Raw genomic sequence first — 16,641 nt, forward strand, 5'->3', positions numbered from 1 at the left:
GTCGGCTCAGCGCTGCGTCAGGTGGGGGCCGATGTAGCCGATGTAGATGCGCCCGGATCCCGAGCAGTCGTCGTAGAAGTAGATCCGGAAGCCGTTCGCCCCGGTACCGAGCCTGAGGTGGGCCATCGGCGCGTGGCCCTCCGGGAGGACGTCCCGGGGGAGGGGGAGCAGCCTGCCGAGGTAGGTCTTCTCGGAGACGCCCATGGTGATGCGCCGGTCGGCACGGGCCACCTTCCCCGGGGGGAAGGCCTGACTGCCGGGCGGGGTGTGCTCGCACCACCAGGTGAAGTCGCCGGGCACCCGGCCGCGGACGGCTTCCTCGGCGTACTCCTGAAGGGCCACCAGGCCGTCCCAGCCGGTCCGGACCGGCTTCAGGGATCGGCCGGTGCGGTCGAGGGCCTCGGTGGCGCGCCGGTCTCCGGTGAACTCGATCAGCGGCAGCTCGTCGAGCCTGTCCAGGAGCTCGGTGAACGTCTTCGGGGGCTCCGGGTCGTTCGTGGCCCGCGGCGGCGGGAGCGTCCAGAGGAGGAGGTCCTCTCCGTGCTTGGTGGTGAACGGCACCGATCGGAGCTGACCGAAGGACCGACGGGACCTGTGATCGGCCGCCGCCTCGACGAACGCGTCCTCCGAGAGCCCGAATTCGAACGCCCGTGGTTCGGCGCCGTGCACGGCCGGCCGGCCGACCTGATCGAGGATCCGGGCGGCGGTGATCAGGCCCTCGCCGCTCATGCCCGACGAGGAGAGCGTGACCGCACCGACGTGGACGGCCAGGCGGAGGGAGAGGAAGTGCCGGGGTGAGCGCCGGTTGTGGCTGGCGAGGATGCTGTCGAAGCCCTCGACGACTCCCGCCACGAGCCGACCGGGCGGGAGGTCGCCGGTCAGCAGGATGATGAAGCCGTCGCCGGTGTTTTCGATGATCAGCTCGTCGAGGGGGACTCCGAGCGTCGTGAGCACCTGGTCGGTGATCGAGGCGGTCGTCCGGTGAGCCGACACCTGCCGGGTCGCCTCCATCCCGCCCAAGCCGCGGATGTCGAGCGCGAGGATGAGCATCTCTGCGGGATCGTCGACATCTCCCCCGGCCGCCGCGCTCGCGGGCGTCGTCTGCCCGAACGGGAGCTCGTCGGGGTCGACGGGGCGGGTCCCGGTGTCCTCCGGGTCCACCTGGCGGGTCCCGGTGGCCTCGGGGTCGACGGGATCCGGCTCCGGGGCGTCCGGGCGGACCTCGACGGCGGGGAACTCGCCCACCACGACGGGGGACCGGTCGAGGTACGCCGACACCTCCCGCCGGACCAGCTCCTGCACCGCCGTGATGTCCTGGCGGCTCTGGCCGCCGATGAGGGCCTCCCGGACGCCGGGGCGGAACCGGAACGCGTACCCGGTCAGGTCGGTGCCGGGCGGCAGGTCGGCCCAGGGGAGGAAGAGGCCGCCGAGTGCCACCTCGGCCAGGTGCCCGTGGTCGGAGCCCGGGAGCATGGCCCGCCGCACCAGGGTCATCACGGGCAGGGTGAGGGGTACGGCGGCCAGGTAGCCGGCCAGCTGCCGGGCGACGGGGGAGGCCGCGGAGTCGAAGCGCCGCAGCGCGTCGTCCGCGGTGGGCGGCCACCGGTCCCCGGGCGGGGGCGCGGGGTCGGTGGTGCCGTCCGGCCGCCCGACGAGCAGGCAGGCGGTCCGGGTCCACCGGCCGCTGCCGGCGACGAGCGAGGCCAGTGCCGCGACGGAGGACGGCGTCGGGGAGACGACGGGGACGGGCACCCGGTCGTCCGGCCCGGTCCGGCGGCCGGTGACCCGGCGGCGGCCCTGTTCGGCCTTCTGCCAGGTGCGGTTGGGGGCGCCCGGGCGGGGGGTGCGGACGAGGCGGCCCTCGGGGCGGACGGCGCCGCGGTCCCAGAGCCGGCGGGGCAGGACGTCCACGATCGCGACCGGGCCGCCGGCCGCCCAGCGGCTCAGCACCGCGGCCAGGCCGGGACCGGTCCAGCCCGGGCCCGTCAGGTCGGAGAGGACCAGGATCAGTCGGCGTCCGGAGGGGTCCGTGACGAGGGCGGGGCTGCTCGGCGGGCCGCCGGGTGTCCGGGCGACGGTCGGTGCCCCGTCGGCGCCGGTTCCGCCGAGGTGCCAGGTGCGGACGGTGCGGAAGACCCCGGTCTGCCGGAAGGCCCGGACGAGTTCGGTCACCACGTCGTGCCAGAGCACCATGGTGGGGTGGCCGTCCACGACGACGGCGAGGTCCAGCCACCGCTCCCGGGCCGGGCGCAGGACGGGCGTCGGCACCCGCCGTTCGACGGTGGCGTCGACGGTGGCCGGCTCGTCGAGGTCGGGCCGGCCCGAGTGGACCGTCCCGCGGGCGAGCGGTCGCAGGGCCCGCATCACGCCGAGGGCGTCGTCCAGCGCGGGGGCCCGGCGGACCAGGACCGACTCGCCGGCGAGCTCCACCCCGGTACGGGCCCGGTTCTCCGGATCGTCGCGGTAGAGGAGTCCGGCGGGCGCCGCGGTCCGCTCCCGGCCCCGGTGCCGCGGCTCGTCCGTCGCGGTGGCGGCGGCGCCGCCGGGGGCGGCGTCCGGGAGGCCGGTCACGGTGCCGTCGATCATCGTGGCGAGCCAGAGGACGTCGGCCAGCTCCTCGGGGCCGGCCTCGGCCCCCGCCGCCCGGAGCGCCCGGAGCAGACCGTCGATCACGAGGCGCCCGTCACGGCGTCACGGGCCCGTTCAGCCGCTGGAGCACGGTGTCGAGGAAGCGCGAGCGGTCCTCGGGGCTGGTCCAGGCGCCGCTGAGGCGGAGTTGGACGGCGTTGAGCAGCTGGTCGGTGGCGAGGTCGCCGCCGCGCCGCCGGGTGAGGAACTCCCGGACCAGGTCGGCGTGTTCCTGGCCCTCGGCCGGTGCCAGGCCGAGCCGTTCGCAGAGGATGCGGGTGAGCTTGTCCTCGTCCGGCGGCTCCAGGTGGAGCTGGATGCAGCGGCGCAGGAACGGCGGCGGGAAGTCCCGCTCGCCGTTGCTGGTGAAGAGGACGACCGGGAACGCGCGGCAGCGCACCCGCCCGTTCTCGACCAGCGCGGTGACCGTGGGGTCGTCGTGGGTGCCGACGCGTGCCCGCGGCCGGTCGGCGGCGACCCGGGCGAGCTCGGGGATCTCGAACGACCCCTCCTCGAGGACGGTGAGGAGGTCGCCCGGCAGGTCGATGTCGCTCTTGTCGATCTCGTCGACGAGCAGGACCCGTGGCGTGTCCGCCGGGAGGAGGGCCGTCCCCAGCGGGCCGAGGCGCAGGTACCGGGCGATGTCGCCCGCTCCGGGCGCGGTGGCGCCGCCCGGGTCCGGCGCCCGCTCCGGGCCGCCCGCGGCCAGGTGGCGCAGGTTGGCGTCGTGCAGCCGACCGATCGCGTCGTAGTGGTAGAGGCCGTCGCGCAGGCTGCTCCGGCTGGTCACCGGCCAGTGCAGGACGGGGCCGAGGCCCAGGTCGGCGGCGATGCTGTGCGCCAGCGTCGACTTGCCGACGCCCGGCTTCCCGGTGACCAGGAGCGGCCGGCGCAGGTAGAGCGCGGTGTTGACGGCCTCGGTCTCGGCGCGCTCCGGCACGTAGCCGGCCCCGCGGCGCACGGTGTCCCGCCAGGCCTCGCCCGTGGTGTCCGGCGGGGGCCGGTCGGGGTCGGGGACGCCGCTGTAGGTCCGCCACGGGGGCTGCCGCCCGGCCAGCCGGTCGAGCCTGTCCCGGGCCGTCCCCTCGCCCTGGTAGATCCACCAGTCGTTCACCGCTCGCTCGTCCTCTCGTCCGCGCGGGGCGTCACGCCCGCGAACCGCTGTTCGGGTATCCGGTCCGGGTCGTCCCACAGGAGGGCGAGCGGGCGGCCGTCCGGCCACCGGCGCCGCCTGCGGACGGTCAGGGGGAGCTCGCGGACGTCGCGGCAGGCCAGCGAGGTGCCGGTGTCGGTGGCGCCGCTGCCGGTCGCGGCTCCGGTGGTGGCGGGGCCGGTGGTGTCGGTGGCGGGGCCGGTGGTGGCGGGGCGGGCCGCCGGTCGCGGCCAGACGGCGATGGGCACCCCCGCGTCGAGGACGGCCTCCAGGGTGCCGTCGACGTACGGCTCGGAGACCTCGGCGAGCACGGCGACCGGCGACGACTCCTTCTGGAGGAGCAGCCCGAGCTCCTCGCAGACGTCCTGGTCGCGGACCCGGTGGACCGCGGCCGACTGCTCGCCGCCGTGGACCTTGAACCAGCGCCACTTCTGCCGCCACGACTCGGCGGAGGTCCCCACCCGCTCGTCCGGGCAGCGCAGGACGACCTCGTAGTGGTCGCCGAGTTCGCGGGCCGGCCGGCCGGGGCGGCCGAGCGGCAGTCGCCAGGACTCGAAGGCCTCGCCGAGCAGCGGATAGGGGACGTCGAACTCGATCCGGCCGAGCGGGGCGCCCGTCCGGCCCGGGGAGGCGAGCAGCGATCGGAGCTGCTCGGTGAGGTGGTCGCGGACCTCCGCCAGGGGCAACGGGCGGTCGGACTCCCAGAGGCTGCGGAACCCGGCCGCGGCCTCGTGGAACCACATCCGGACCCAGTAGCGGTCACCGGCCAGGCTGTCCTCGGTCAGCTTCACGTGCAGCTCCGGCCCCTCGGTGGGCCGTGGCGGCGCGGGCGGGACCGCGGGGGTGCGCGTCCTCGTCACGGTGCCGTCGATCCAGGAGTCGGCGCGCCGGGCCCACGGCCGGTCGTCGCTCCAGGCCGCCAGGTGCCGGAGGAAGGCCGGCACCAGGTGCGGGCGGGCGGGGTTGCCGTGGCGTTGGTCGAGGTCGCGGACGATGTCGAGCAGCTGGGTGGAGGGCAGGGCCCGGGACGGCGGGGCGGCGCAGCCCCCGACCTCGAAGGCCCAGCGGTAGGCGTCGTAGGTGTGGTCGGGGAGCCGGCGCCCCGCGAGCAGGGCGCCGAGTCCGTTCCAGGCCTGCTGGTCGAGGCGGGCGGCCTCGGCGGACGGGCGGGGGGCCGTCCAGCGGTCGCCGAGGACCGGGGACCCGTCCCATCCGCGGTCGACCAGGAACTCGGGGTGCTGTCCGCCGGCGCCGGCCGCCCGGCTCAGCGCGAAGTCGGCCTGGACGGCGCGGGCGATGCCGGGCAGCCCGTGGACGACCTCGCCGAGGCCGCGGCCGGCGAACTTCCCGAGCAGGCTCTCGGTGAACCGTCCGGCGCCCCGTTCGGCGTCGTTCCGCGCCTGCTCGGCGGCCCGGCTCGCGTACAGCACGAACTGGTGCCGGTCGGGGTCGGTGGTCGCGCCGCCGTACTCCGTGGTCCCGAAGGTGTACGCGGACAGCGGCCGTTCGTCGATCCGGCAGGCGTCGGCGATCGCGACCTGGTGGCGGAAGCGGCCCGGGGGTGCGCTGCCGGACCGCCACCAGCGCAGCGCGGAACCGAGGTTGAGGTGGCTCGTCCGCTGCTCGGTGGCGTCGGTGTAGGGGAGCATCAGCCGGTCCGTGCCGTCCAGGAACCCGTGGCCGGCCCAGTAGATCCACAGCAGGTCGCCGTCCCGGGCGGGGAGTTCACGGAAGAGCACGCGCAGGACGTTGGCCTCCGTGGCGGCCTCGACGGGGAGTGCGCCGTCCGCGGGGTTCGGCGCCCCGGCGGGGTGCGCGCCGCCGACGGGAAACGGCGCCCCGGCGGGGTACGCGCCTGCGGCGGGCGCGTGGCGGCCGGCCGGGGCCGACAGCAGCAGCCGGACGTTGGCGGCCGGCAGGCCAGCGCACCGGGTGAGCCAGTCGGCGATCCGGGCGGCGTCCCGCCCCGCGCCCGGAAGGTCCCAGTCGGGGCCGGTGTCATAGGTCTCGACGCCCACGACGAGGGCGTGCACCCGGTGCGGCGGGAACTCCGGCAGTGCGTCGAACGGTCCGGTCACCGCAGGGCCTTGGTCTCCTCGGCGATCCGGTCGTACACGTCGTCGATCTTCCAGTAGGCGCTGTGGCAGACCGGGAACGGCTGGCGGCTGTCGATCTCGTGGTCGACGACCTGGTCCGCCCCGGCGAAGACCGGCCGCGCCCGGAAGGCGAGCAGGTCGTTCCGGTCGAAGACGTTCAGCCAGCGGGGGAAGCCGGCCGGCAGGGGAGCGCCCGTGGGCAGCCCGGTGAGGGCGCCGAGCTCGTGCAGGAACGGGGCCTGCGAGCCGACCGTCACCAGCAGGCGGACGTCGCCCAGCGGCTTCCCGCGGAGGGCGGCGAGGGCGAGCAGGTCGACGAGGGCGACACCGCCCAGGCTGTGGCCGATCAGCACGGTGGGACCGTCGGAGGCGGTGACGTGCGCGGCCAGGGTGTCGCGCAGCGGTCCGCCCTTGGCCTGGTAGCGCAGGATGTCGCCCAGCACCGGGACGGAGCCCGCGGTGAGGCGGCCCCGGCCGTGGTCGAGCCACGGTTGCGGGGTCATCCGCAGCGCCGTCGCGCCGAGGAGCCTGGCCGCCCTGCCGACCACTCCGCGGCCGGTGCCGCCGAGGGCGCTCGTCAGGAGCTCGACGAGGCGGTCCCGCTCGGCTCCGGTGCAGAGGGTCGACTCCGCGTGCAGGGAGAGCAGTCGGGCGACGACGGCCCGGCCGGCGGCCGTGACCAGATCGCCGGCGGCGGCCGCGGTGGTGGCCTCGCAGGCGCCCCGGAACTCCTCCGACGCGCCCACGGTGTCCAGTGCGGACGGGTACGAGCCGTCGAGGCCGGTGGCGTGCAGGAGCAGGGCGAGTTCGCTCCCGGCCTCCGGGTGCCGGGGGAGTGCGGCGAGCAGGTCGGCGGTCTGGAAGCCGGCCGCGCGGACGCCGGGCATCCCCCGGCCGGCCTGCTCCGGTCCGAGCGCGGCGATCAGGCGCAGCTCGTACAGCGGGTCGACGAGCAGCAACTGCCACTCGGCCGTCGCGCGGTCGGGCGGGGTGGCCGTGGTGCCCGGGTGTCCGGCCGGGCCGGACGGCGGGAAGCCGGGCACCGAGGCGCCGGCGTGGGCGAGGCTCGCCCCGTGTTCGTCGCCCCAGTAACAGGAGTCGACGGCCGCCGTCGGGAACCGCCGGCCCAGTCGCTCGGCGACGAGGCCGAACAGGAGGTCGTGGCGCTCGCGCCGGACGCCAGTGCCGTGAACGAAAACGAACCGCACGTGTGTCTTCCCCTCAGTTCCGCCCCCGGGGACCGAGGGTAGCGGCTCGGGGCGGGTGCTGATCGGTGGTCAGGAAATCCCGGCCGGCCGGTGGCCGGGGCCGGGCGGCCGGGGCCATCGCGGTGGCGTCCGGATCGTCACAGGAGGCCGGATTGTCCCGATCGGCCGCTGTGAGGAGTGCGAAAGTTCACCGTCAAGGTCTTGTCGCGTCATTTTCTACGCGCGTATCTTTGGGTCGCTGCGGGGGGCGGGTGACCGACTCCTGCTCTCTCTACGCGGGTAGCGCACGTTTGCGCGCATCCGCCCGACCCTCCGTCACGAACCGGCGGCCCCACGCGCGCCGGCCCCCGTGCCACCCCCGACCGTCGCGCCGAACCCACATGCCGCGCGACGAGCTAGGAGTCATGCTCCGGTGACCACCGCCGCTCCCGCCCCCCGTCCCCGCCGGGCCCTGCTGCGCGCCGCGATCCTGCCGGCCGGTCTGGCCGCCTCGCTGGTGCTCGTCCCGCTCCCGGCCGCCTTCGCCGCCGGCCCGGCCGCGCCGACCGAGGCCGGGCCGCTGCGCATCCACGACGTCCAGGGCACCACCCGGATATCCCCGCAGGCCGGCAAGCCCGTCACCGGCGTGCCCGGCATCGTCACCGGCGTGCGCGCGTACGGCAGTTCCAAGGGCTTCTGGATCCAGGACCCGAACCCCGACGCCGACCCGGCCACCAGCGAGGGCGTCTTCGTCTTCACCGGCGGCAACCCGACCGTGAAGGTCGGCGACTCCGTCCTCGTCAGCGGCAAGGTCACCGAGTACTACCCGAGCTTCTCGGGCGGCTCGCAGTCCGTCACCGAGATCTCCGGCCCCGCCGTCACCGTGGTCTCCTCCGGCAACCCGCTGCCGGCCCCGGTGGTCGTGGACACCCGCAACATCCCCGGCACCTACGCCCCCGCGGCCGGCGCCGACGGCAGCATCGACCAGGTGGCGCTCAACCCGGAGAAGTACGCGCTGGACTTCTACGAGTCGCTCGAGGGCATGCTCGTCGAGGTCAAGGACGTCCGGGTCGTCCAGGCCACGGACAAGTACAACGAGCTGTGGGTCGCCGCCGACAAGCAGGACCAGCGCAGCAAGCGCGGCGGCGTGCTCTACGAGTCGTACGCCGAGCCCAACGTCGGCCGGCTGATGGTGCAGCAGCAGGCCGCCGTCTCCCAGCAGCCCTTCCCGGTCGCCAACGTGGGCGACGTGCTGACGGGCACCACCAGCGGCCCGCTGGACTACAACCAGTTCGGCGGCTACACCCTCGTCGCCGGCACGATGGGCGCGCTGCAGGACAACCACCTCCAGCGCGAGGTCACCGCGAAGGCGAGCGACCGCGAACTCACCCTCGCCACCTACAACGTGGAGAACCTGGCCCCCGGCAACCCGGACTCCAAGTTCGCCGAGCTCGCCCAGGGCGTCGTCACCAACCTGCGCTCGCCCGACGTCGTCGCCCTGGAGGAGATCCAGGACGACAACGGCAGCAAGAGCGACGGCACGGTCAACGCGAGCCAGACCGTCGCCAAGTTCATCGCCGCGATCAAGGCGGCCGGCGGCCCGGCCTACGACTGGCGCTCGATCGACCCGCAGGACGGCAAGGACGGCGGCGAGCCCGGCGGCAACATCCGTCAGGTCTTCCTCTTCAACCCGCAGCGGGTCTCCTTCACGGACATCGCCGGCGGCACCGCCACCACCGCCGTCGGCGTGGCCGGCACCGGCGCCGACACCGCGCTGACCGCCTCGCCCGGCCGGATCGAGCCGAACGACGAGGCGTGGACGAACAGCCGCAAGCCGCTGGTCGGGCAGTTCAGCTTCCGCGGCCAGAAGGTCTTCGTGATCGCCAACCACTTCAACAGCAAGGGCGGCGACCAGGGCATCGACAGCCGCTTCCAGGCCCCGGCCCGCAGCTCCGAGGTGCAGCGCGTCAAGCAGGCCACCATCGAGCAGGCCTTCGTCGCCAAGCTGCTGGCCGCCGACAAGGAAGCGCGCGTCGTCTCCCTCGGCGACTTCAACGACTACCAGTTCTCGCCCGCGCTGGCCGCCCTCACCAAGGACGGCGTGCTGCGCGACCTGGTCAACGAGCTGCCGGAGACCGAGCAGTACTCCTACGTCTACCAGGGCAACTCGCAGGTGCTCGACCACATCCTGGTCAGCCCCGAGGTCGGCTACGCCAAGTACGACGTGGTGCACATCAACGCCGAGTTCGCCGAGCAGGCGAGCGACCACGACCCGCAGGTGGTCCGCATCAAGCCCTGACCGGGCACCCCGCCCGGCCCGCCGTGACCGGGCACCCCTTCCCGGCAGGCCCGGGATGACCCCGGGCTATCCTGCCGTGGTCGGCGGCGACCACCGCCGACCACGGCAACGGGCCACGGGGGATCGAGCGGATGCGGTACCGGATCGAACGGATCGGGGTCGAGGACTGGCAGCGCCTGCGGGAGGTGCGGCTGGCCCAGCTGCTCGACTTCCCGATGGCCTTCGGCGAGACCCACGAGGCCGCCCTCTCGCTGGGCGAGGCCGACTGGCGGGCCCGCGCGGCGGGGCTGGCGCAACTGGACCGGGTCGGCCTGGTCGCGGTGGACACCGACGGCGCGTGGGTCGGCACGATGCTGGCCGTCCCCGAGGAGGATCAGCCCGCCACCGTCGTCCTGATCGGCGTCTGGACGGCGCCCGCGCACCGCGGCCGCGAGCACGGCGTCACCGACGCCCTCCTGGACGCGATCATCGACTGGGCCCGCACCGAGGGCGGCGCGAAGCGGATGCTGCTCGGCGTCCATGAGACGAACGACCGCGCCGCGGCCTTCTACCTGCGCCGCGGATTCACCCACACCGGTGGCGCGAAACCCTACACGCTGGACCCGCGGGCCCGGATCCTGGAGATGGTCCTCCCGCTGGACTGACCGCCGGCGGCCGCGCCGCGCCCCGGGAAGACCCGGTGGCGGACGCCGTGGGCACCGGCGATCATGGCGCGCATGAGCGACGACGCACCCGAGCGGTGGACCAGGGCGACGATCCACCCCGACATGTGGGCCGACCCGGACGACGACCCCCGCGACAACGGCGGGGCCGGTGAGATCGAAGGCGAAGCCGCCACCCTGCAGGGCTTCCTGACGAACTACCGGATCACCCTGCGGATGAAGTGCGAGGGCCTGGACGCGGAGCAGCTGGCCCGCCGGGCGGTGCCGCCGTCCACGATGTCCCTGCTCGGCCTGGTCCGCCACCTCGCCGAGGTGGAGCGGGACTGGCGGACCTGGCTGGACGACGCCGAGCCGCTGCCGAAGCTCTACGGCGCGCGTGACGCGGACTTCGACGGCGCGGTCGGCGACCGGGCCGTGGTCGACGCCGCGTTCGCCGACCTGGAGCGCGAACAGGCGGCGACCGACGCGGCGTTGGCCCCGTTCGACGACCTGGGTGCGCGACTGGTGAAGGACGGCATCGCGGTGCGCGAGCTGCTGGTGCACCGGATCGACGAGTACGCCCGCCACTGCGGCCACGCCGACCTGCTGCGCGAATGCGTCGACGGCCGCGTCGGCCAGTGAGACCGCCCGGCGGCCGCTGAGCCGTGAGGGCGGGCCCTGCCCCCACGGACCAGCGGCCCGCCCCGCCCGCGGTGTCAGAACCAGTGCAGGCAGTGCGGCGGGCGCTCGGCGCGGAAGAGGGCGTCGGCGAGGTCGGCGGCGCCCGGCCGGTGTTCGAGCACGTGCCCGGCGCGCACCAGGGTGCTGGGGGCGGTGCCGCCGAGGTAGACCGCGCCCAGGTCGCGGACGTCCAGGGACAGGTCGGGCTCGCGGTCGGTCGGCACGCACGTGGCCCGGCCGCCGCGGACGGTGAGCAGGTGGCGGCCGTGCTCGCCCAGGAACGGGTCGTCGACGTCGAGGACGAGCTCGCCGTCGGTCGGCCAGCCGCGGGCGGTCAGGGCGCGCGGCACGTCCAGCAGCCGCACCCAGAGCCAGTCGGTGTGCTTGCCCGGCTGGCCGGCGGCGTAGTCCGCGAGCTGCCAGCGCAGCGGGTGCGCGGGCGGGACGTGCTTGAACACGACCTCGGACACCAGGTCGTGCCCGAGCACGAACCGGGCCAGCGCCGTGTGGACGGCGTCGTCGGCGGCGATCGTCTCGTCGACCGTCAGGACGCGGCCGTCGCCGACCAGGTAGCTGGCGTAGCCGTCCGGGACGCCGTCCGCATCGCGGTGGACGGCGACGTGGCGCTTCGCCGGGGCGATCGGGGGCTTCCCCGCGCCCAGCTGCCACCAGCGGTGCGGCCGGGACAGCGCGCCGGGCTGCGCGCGGCGGTAGCGGTCGTACACCGCCTCCAGGACGTCCCCGCAGGCGGAGCGCGGCAGCACCTCGACGGATCCGGCGTCCGCGCCGCCCGCCGCGCCGCCGGCCCGGCCGCGCGCCCTGGACGGGGCGAGGACGGCCCGGTGGTGCGGCACCGTCAGCTGTTCCGTGTACGTCGCGCAGCCGTAGCCGAACCTGCCGTAGATGGTGGCCTCGGAGGCCGTCAGGACCGACAGGACCTCCCCGCGGGCCCGCAGGTCGGCGAGCTGGCGGCGCATCATCGCGGTGAGCACGCCGCGGCGCCGGTGCGAGGGCAGCACGCCGACGGCCGTCACCCCGGAGACGGGGACGATGGCGCCGCCGGGCAGGGTGAGTTCGAAGGAGTACGCGCCGGCGGTGGCGACGGGGCGACCGTCCGCCTCCACCGCGAACAGGCCGCGGTCCATCTCGTACGCCGCCCACCAGCCCCCGTGCCCGGGCTCGACGGGGGGCTCGGGGAAGAACCCGAACGCGGCGTGGAGCGTGTCGACGAAGACGTCGCGGTCCTGTTCGGTGGTGGGACGGATCTCCATCGCTGCGCTGTCTCCCCGGGGTGCCGGCACCACGACCTGTGGTGTCCCGCCACAGTGCACCGCCGCGGACCGGCCCGGTCAAACGGATTTCGGCCGTCGGTGCCGCGGTCGCCCCGGGGCCGCAGCCCCCCCGCCGTAGCCTCTGCGCCGTAGCCCCCCGCCCGCCGCCCGTGCGGTCAGGCGTCGTGGGCGGTGCCCGCCCACACGGCCGGGGTCCGCCCGGCCCAGGGGGCCACTCGTTCCAGCTGTCCGGCGAGCCGGAAGAGGAGGTCCTCGCGCCCGTACCCGGCGGCGAACTGGACGCCGAGCGGCAGGCCGGTGGCCGGGTCGCTCTCCAGGGGGACGGACATCGCGGGGGTGCCCGCGACGTTGAACGGGGCGGTGAAGGGCGAGCGGTGGAGGAGCTGCGCGGTCCAGCCGAGGCCGTCGGCCCCCTCGGCCCCGTCGGCGTAGGTGCCCAGGGGGACGGGCGGTTCGGGCAGGGTCGGGGTGAGCAGCAGGTCGTGGTCGGTGAAGCGGCGGCCGATCGCGCGCGCCACGTCGTTGCGCATCGCGAGCGCGCGGACGAACTCGGTGCCGCTGACCCGCCGGCCGAAGGCGTAGGCGGCCAGCATCTCGGGTTCCAGGGTGGTGGGGTCGACGGGCCGGTCGAAGGCCGCGGCGAAGTCGTCGATCCACGTCACCAGGTTGGTGCTCCAGAGCCGGGCGTTGGCCAGGACGAACTCCTCCCAGTCGACGCCGAGGTCGACCCTGACCTCCTCCACCCGGTGCCCCAGGGACTCGGCGAGCCGTGCCGAGCGCAGCGTGGCCTCGACGACGGCGCCGTCGACGGCGCGACCGCCCCAGGGCCGGGTGAGGAGGCCGATCCGCAGACTGCCAGGGTCGCGGGCGACCTCCTCGGCGTAGGGCCGTTCCGGCCGGGGCGCGGTGTACGGGTCACCGGCCTCGGGGCCGTGGACGAGGTCCAGCAGGGTGGCGCTGTCGCGCACCGAGCGGCTGAGGACGCCGTGGACGGCGAGCCCGTTGAAGACCTCGTCGGCGTCGGGGCCCATGGAGATCCGGCCGCGGGTGGGCTTCAGGCCGAACAGGCCGTTGGCGGCCGCGGGGACGCGGATGGAGCCCGCGGCGTCGGTGGCGTGGGCGATCGGGACGATGCCCGCGGCGACGGCGGCTCCCGAGCCGCCGCTGGAGCCGCCGGGGCTGCGGGTCGGGTCCCAGGGGTTGCGGGTGGGGCCGTACAGGACGCCTTCGGTGGTGGTGCTGTAGGCGAACTCGGGGGTGGCGGTGCGTCCGAGCGTCACCAGCCCGGCGCGGCGGAGGCGGGTCATCAGCGCGGAGTCGGCGGCGGCGACGTGGCCCGTGGCGATCCGGCTGCCCAGTTCCGTCCGCCTGCCGGCCATGGTGACGGCGAGGTCCTTGATCAGGAAGGGCACGCCGGCCAGTGGCGTGCTGCCCGGGGCCGGGGTGTCGTCCGCGGGCCAGGTCTCGACGACGGCGTTGATCAGCGGGTTCACCAGGTCGGCCGCCCGTTGTGCGGTGGCGGCGAGTTCGGCGGCGGTCACCTGGCCGCGGGCCACCAGGTCGGCCAGGCCGACGCCGTCGTGGGTCACGTACTCGGAGAGCTTCATTCGGGTCCGTTCGGGAGGGGGCGGTGCCGGGATCGGGGTCGGGTCGGGTCGGGCGGGATCGGGGACGAGACCGTTGGGTATCTCGCGATACCGATCGGTATCGCATGGGACTGGCCGGTACCGTAACATTGCCGCCGGGGCACCACAACGCCCCGCCCCACCGGACCGACGAGGGATCGAACGGCGAACATGGACAGGGCCGGCAGACAGAGCAGGGTGGCCAAACTGCCGCCCCGGGAGCGGATCCTCGACGCGGCGGAGGAGCTCTTCTCGCGCGAGGGGATCAGGGCGGTGGGCGTCCAGGCGATCGCCGACCGGGCCGAGACCACCAAGATGGCGCTCTACCGCCACTTCGCCACCAAGGACGCGCTGGTCGAGGAGTGGCTGCGGATCGTCGCGGCCGACTACACCGCCGCGTTCGACCGGCTGGCGCAGGCCCACCCCGACGACCCCCGGGCGCAGATCCTCGGACTGGTTCGGTTCATCGCCGACGGACTCCCCGGGATCTCCCACCGGGGCTGCCCGTTCATCAACTCCGTGGCGGAGCTGCCCGACCGCACCCACCCGGCGCGCCGGCTGATCGAGGCCCACAAGGTGCGTCAGCTGCGCCGGCTCACCGACCTGTGCGTCCGGGCCGGGCTGCCCGATCCGCAGGACACGGCGGCGGAGCTCACCTTCCTCCTCGAAGGGGCCCAGGTGAGCGTCCAGAACGGGAGCGTCGAGCGCGCGGGCGAGCGGCTGATGAGGATCGTCGAAGCCGTCCTGGACCGCCACCCGGCCCCCGGTCCCACCGGCTGAGGGGCGGGCCCCGGCGGCCCGGCCGGGCGAAACCGGCGGTCAGGGGCCGCAGTTCAGACGGGCGGCAGCAGATCGCTCCCGCTGACGGTGTACGTCAGCGGGGGGTAGACGAAGTCCGTCTCCTGGTTCTCGCGGCGCCGCAGCCGGTAGAACTCACGCTGCTGCTCCTCGTCGGCCTGAACGAGGCGCGCCCCCTGCGGGAGGTACGGATGCCCGTCCCGGAACCGCAGCGAGGTCCTCGAGGTCCGGAAGGTCACGCCCAGCCACTGGTTGTCCGCCGCCCCGGCGGGCGCGTCCAGGACGATCCGGTGCCTGAGCCGACGGTTCGCGTCGACGGAGAACGCGACGACACCGTGGTGGGTGAGCGGGACCTCGAACCTCTCGCCCCCGGGCCCCTTCGACTCGAAGACCAGCTTCCTCGGCGGGCCTGCGTCGGGGTGCCGGTAGCAGGAGAGGACGGCGACGAACGACCCGTCGGCCAGGTCGAGGGCCTGGTCGGAGTGGCCGCCCATGGTCCGGTAGGCGTTCGTGTAGCACTCGACGAGGGCGTTGTCGAAGTCCACCGGGAGGTCCGCGTGTTCCCGGATCCGCCGGGCCAGCCGCTCGTGCACCGCCCGGAACCGCTGCGCCGGGCGGACGTAGCGCGTGGTGGTGCGGACGAGCGGCACGCCGCCCGACTCGTCGACCCTGGTGAGCGTGGCGCCGCGCCGGCCCTTCCCCAGGTCCTCCAGCCGGGCCGACGCGGACAGCTCCGCGAAGAGGTCCTCCTCCGCGGGGAGCGTGCAGGAGAGGATCCCGTCCGGGAGGCTAGAGGTTGGGGGCACCGTAGTCTCCCGCGTTCATGCTGAAGAGGAACTCCCGGCCGTAGTCGACGAAGGCCGAGGTGCGGTTCTCCTCGGCGTACAGCCGGCGCAGCTCGTCCATTCCGGCCGGGGTGGACGGCTCCAGCGGCACCGGGCCCCCGGGCGTCTTGAGGAACGTCCGGCCGTCCCGGTGGACGGCTTCGGTGCTCGAACAGCGCACCACGTAGCCCAGGCGGGTCGGGAGCAGCTCGGCGTCCAGCGCCGAGGGCCGGATCTCGTGGGTGTACAGGCGGTTGGTGGACAGCGGCATGAAGAACACGGAGCCGGGGTGGAGGGTGAGGGTGAACTGCGGGGGGAGCGCGGGCCCGTCCGGCCCGCCGGCCTGCTCCTTGAGGCGGAAGTGGAGCCTGGTCAGCCCGCTGGTGCCCTTCACGCCGTGGTCGAAGGCGTCGTCGGGCAGGGGCTGCAGCCGGTCGAGCCGGTCGTAGAAGGTGCAGAAGGCCATGATGCCGTTGACGGGCATGTCCTTGGTCTTGTCGGCGTGGGACGAGATCCTGGCCTTGGACTGCCTGCGCTCCGCCGTGGCACGGGTGTTGTGGTAGATCTGCGCGAGGACGTGGTTCAGCGGTGCCTGGCCGCGGAAGACGTCGGCGGCCTCGCGGTTCAGCGCCTCCACGATGTGCGTGTCGGTCGGGCGGAAGTTCTCCGTCGGTCCGGAGAGGTTCGTGGAGCACCGGAGCAGCCGGAAGTGCAGTTCGTCCCGGTCCTGCGTGACGGGCGTCAGGTAGATCCCGCTGCGGTGGGCCGTTCCGGGCTTGGTGGACTCGGTCAGGGACTGGAACGCGTGCTCGGCACGGATCCGTCCGAAGTGGTCGGCGTCGGGCTCGAAGAAGCGCGGGTAGTACACGCCGATGCCGTGCACGCGGACGGGGACCCGGCCGAGGCCGACGGGCGTCCACGGTGCGTCGGCGTCCCCGCGGTAGCCGTGCGACAGCTCCCGGACGACGAACACCCGGGCGGCCGCGCGCAGTCGGTGACGGCTGGTTCCCGACACGTCGCCGCAGAGGTAGACGGTCCTCCCCGCGAGGTCGGCCGCGCCCGCGGCGAGCTCCTCCGGCGTGATCGTGGACCCGAAGAACCCCCTGAGCACCTCGTGGTCCTGCAGCTCCGGGGGCGCGACCAGGACGGTCCCCGAGTCCTCGATGCGGGCTTCCGCCGGCTCTGTCGTGTGCATCGAACGGTCCCTGTCGTGCGCGGGCGGTGTGGATCTCCCACGACCGCGGACATGGCAATGGCCCGCACTCCGCCCTTCACCCCGCGGGGCGTGGACGGCAGGAGACGGACCGTTGGACCCCGATGCTCTCACGGGCCCCGACGGCGGGCAACGGGGTTCCGCACCGGCGACCGCCGGGCGCGGTGGCGGCCCGGCGGCTGCACCGCCGGGCCGCCACGCGCC

Annotated in this window: 12 protein-coding genes; 4 read left to right on the top strand and 8 right to left on the bottom strand. The window is 74.7% G+C overall.

The features are described from left to right. Positions 1 to 6 precede the first annotated feature (6 nt). The 4 genes from AB0N04_RS12580 to AB0N04_RS12595 are packed head-to-tail and all read right to left on the bottom strand — an operon-like array spanning position 7 to position 7,085. The gene (locus AB0N04_RS12580; RefSeq protein WP_360210271.1) at positions 7 to 2,673 is read right to left on the bottom strand and encodes an SAV_2336 N-terminal domain-related protein; all 2,667 of its coding nucleotides are present in this window, start codon (positions 2,671 to 2,673) and stop codon (positions 7 to 9) included. 10 nt (positions 2,674 to 2,683) lie between these two features. Continuing rightward, positions 2,684 to 3,742: a MoxR family ATPase gene (locus tag AB0N04_RS12585; RefSeq protein WP_360210273.1), complete on the bottom strand. Its 1,059-nt coding sequence runs from the start codon at positions 3,740 to 3,742 to the stop codon at positions 2,684 to 2,686. After that, positions 3,739 to 5,859 (bottom strand): hypothetical protein, encoded by a 2,121-nt coding sequence (locus tag AB0N04_RS12590; RefSeq protein ID WP_360210275.1) that lies wholly within the window; start codon positions 5,857 to 5,859, stop codon positions 3,739 to 3,741. The genes AB0N04_RS12585 and AB0N04_RS12590 overlap by 4 nt, the downstream gene beginning before the upstream one ends. After that, positions 5,856 to 7,085, bottom strand: a complete 1,230-nt coding sequence (locus tag AB0N04_RS12595) for a hypothetical protein (protein ID WP_360210277.1) — start codon at positions 7,083 to 7,085, stop codon at positions 5,856 to 5,858. The genes AB0N04_RS12590 and AB0N04_RS12595 overlap by 4 nt, the downstream gene beginning before the upstream one ends. A 412-nt stretch (positions 7,086 to 7,497) precedes the next feature. On the opposite strand from AB0N04_RS12595, the gene AB0N04_RS12600 reads away from it, so the two are divergent. From AB0N04_RS12600 to AB0N04_RS12610, 3 genes are all read left to right on the top strand, one after another. After that, positions 7,498 to 9,363, top strand: a complete 1,866-nt coding sequence (locus tag AB0N04_RS12600; RefSeq protein WP_360210279.1) for an endonuclease/exonuclease/phosphatase family protein — start codon at positions 7,498 to 7,500, stop codon at positions 9,361 to 9,363. Between the two features lie 131 nt (positions 9,364 to 9,494). After that, on the top strand, positions 9,495 to 10,007 hold the full coding sequence (locus AB0N04_RS12605) for a GNAT family N-acetyltransferase (protein ID WP_360210281.1): 513 nt from the start codon (positions 9,495 to 9,497) through the stop codon (positions 10,005 to 10,007). Between the two features lie 63 nt (positions 10,008 to 10,070). Then, entirely contained in the window at positions 10,071 to 10,646 is a 576-nt protein-coding gene (locus AB0N04_RS12610) for a DinB family protein (protein ID WP_360210283.1), read from the top strand. Positions 10,647 to 10,720: 74 nt separating this feature from the next. Here the strand turns inward: AB0N04_RS12610 and AB0N04_RS12615 are convergent, their stop codons facing one another. Beyond that, positions 10,721 to 11,956 carry a GNAT family N-acetyltransferase gene (locus tag AB0N04_RS12615; RefSeq protein WP_360210285.1) on the bottom strand — a complete coding sequence of 412 codons (1,236 nt, stop codon included), beginning with the start codon at positions 11,954 to 11,956 and terminating at the stop codon, positions 10,721 to 10,723. Positions 11,957 to 12,132: 176 nt separating this feature from the next. Next, positions 12,133 to 13,584: an amidase gene (locus tag AB0N04_RS12620; RefSeq protein ID WP_360210287.1), complete on the bottom strand. Its 1,452-nt coding sequence runs from the start codon at positions 13,582 to 13,584 to the stop codon at positions 12,133 to 12,135. A 189-nt stretch (positions 13,585 to 13,773) separates the two neighbouring features. On the opposite strand from AB0N04_RS12620, the gene AB0N04_RS12625 reads away from it, so the two are divergent. Next, positions 13,774 to 14,382, top strand: coding sequence for a helix-turn-helix domain-containing protein (locus tag AB0N04_RS12625; RefSeq protein ID WP_360210289.1), 609 nt, complete (start codon positions 13,774 to 13,776; stop codon positions 14,380 to 14,382). A gap of 53 nt (positions 14,383 to 14,435) precedes the next feature. On the opposite strand, the gene AB0N04_RS12630 is transcribed toward AB0N04_RS12625, so the two are convergent. Together AB0N04_RS12630 and AB0N04_RS12635 are read right to left on the bottom strand one after the other, a co-directional pair. Then, positions 14,436 to 15,206, bottom strand: a complete 771-nt coding sequence (locus AB0N04_RS12630) for a hypothetical protein (RefSeq protein ID WP_360210291.1) — start codon at positions 15,204 to 15,206, stop codon at positions 14,436 to 14,438. Further along, the gene (locus AB0N04_RS12635; RefSeq protein WP_360210293.1) at positions 15,190 to 16,419 is read right to left on the bottom strand and encodes a hypothetical protein; all 1,230 of its coding nucleotides are present in this window, start codon (positions 16,417 to 16,419) and stop codon (positions 15,190 to 15,192) included. Before AB0N04_RS12635 ends, AB0N04_RS12630 begins: the two co-directional genes overlap by 17 nt. Positions 16,420 to 16,641 lie beyond the last annotated feature (222 nt).

Origin of the sequence: Kitasatospora sp. NPDC051702 (assembly GCF_040681575.1) — a bacterium.
Classification (GTDB): Bacteria; Actinomycetota; Actinomycetes; order Streptomycetales; family Streptomycetaceae; genus Kitasatospora.

What these genes read in the sequence shown, in the direction of transcription:
- AB0N04_RS12605 (WP_360210281.1), top strand. Translation starts at nt 9,495, where the DNA reads ATGCGGTACCGGATCGAACGGATCGGGGTCGAGGACTGGCAGCGCCTG.
- AB0N04_RS12610 (WP_360210283.1), top strand. Translation starts at nt 10,071, where the DNA reads ATGGCGCGCATGAGCGACGACGCACCCGAGCGGTGGACCAGGGCGACG.
- AB0N04_RS12615 (WP_360210285.1), bottom strand. Translation starts at nt 11,956, where the DNA reads ATGGAGATCCGTCCCACCACCGAACAGGACCGCGACGTCTTCGTCGAC.
- AB0N04_RS12620 (WP_360210287.1), bottom strand. Translation starts at nt 13,584, where the DNA reads ATGAAGCTCTCCGAGTACGTGACCCACGACGGCGTCGGCCTGGCCGAC.
- AB0N04_RS12625 (WP_360210289.1), top strand. Translation starts at nt 13,774, where the DNA reads ATGGACAGGGCCGGCAGACAGAGCAGGGTGGCCAAACTGCCGCCCCGG.
- AB0N04_RS12635 (WP_360210293.1), bottom strand. Translation starts at nt 16,419, where the DNA reads ATGCACACGACAGAGCCGGCGGAAGCCCGCATCGAGGACTCGGGGACC.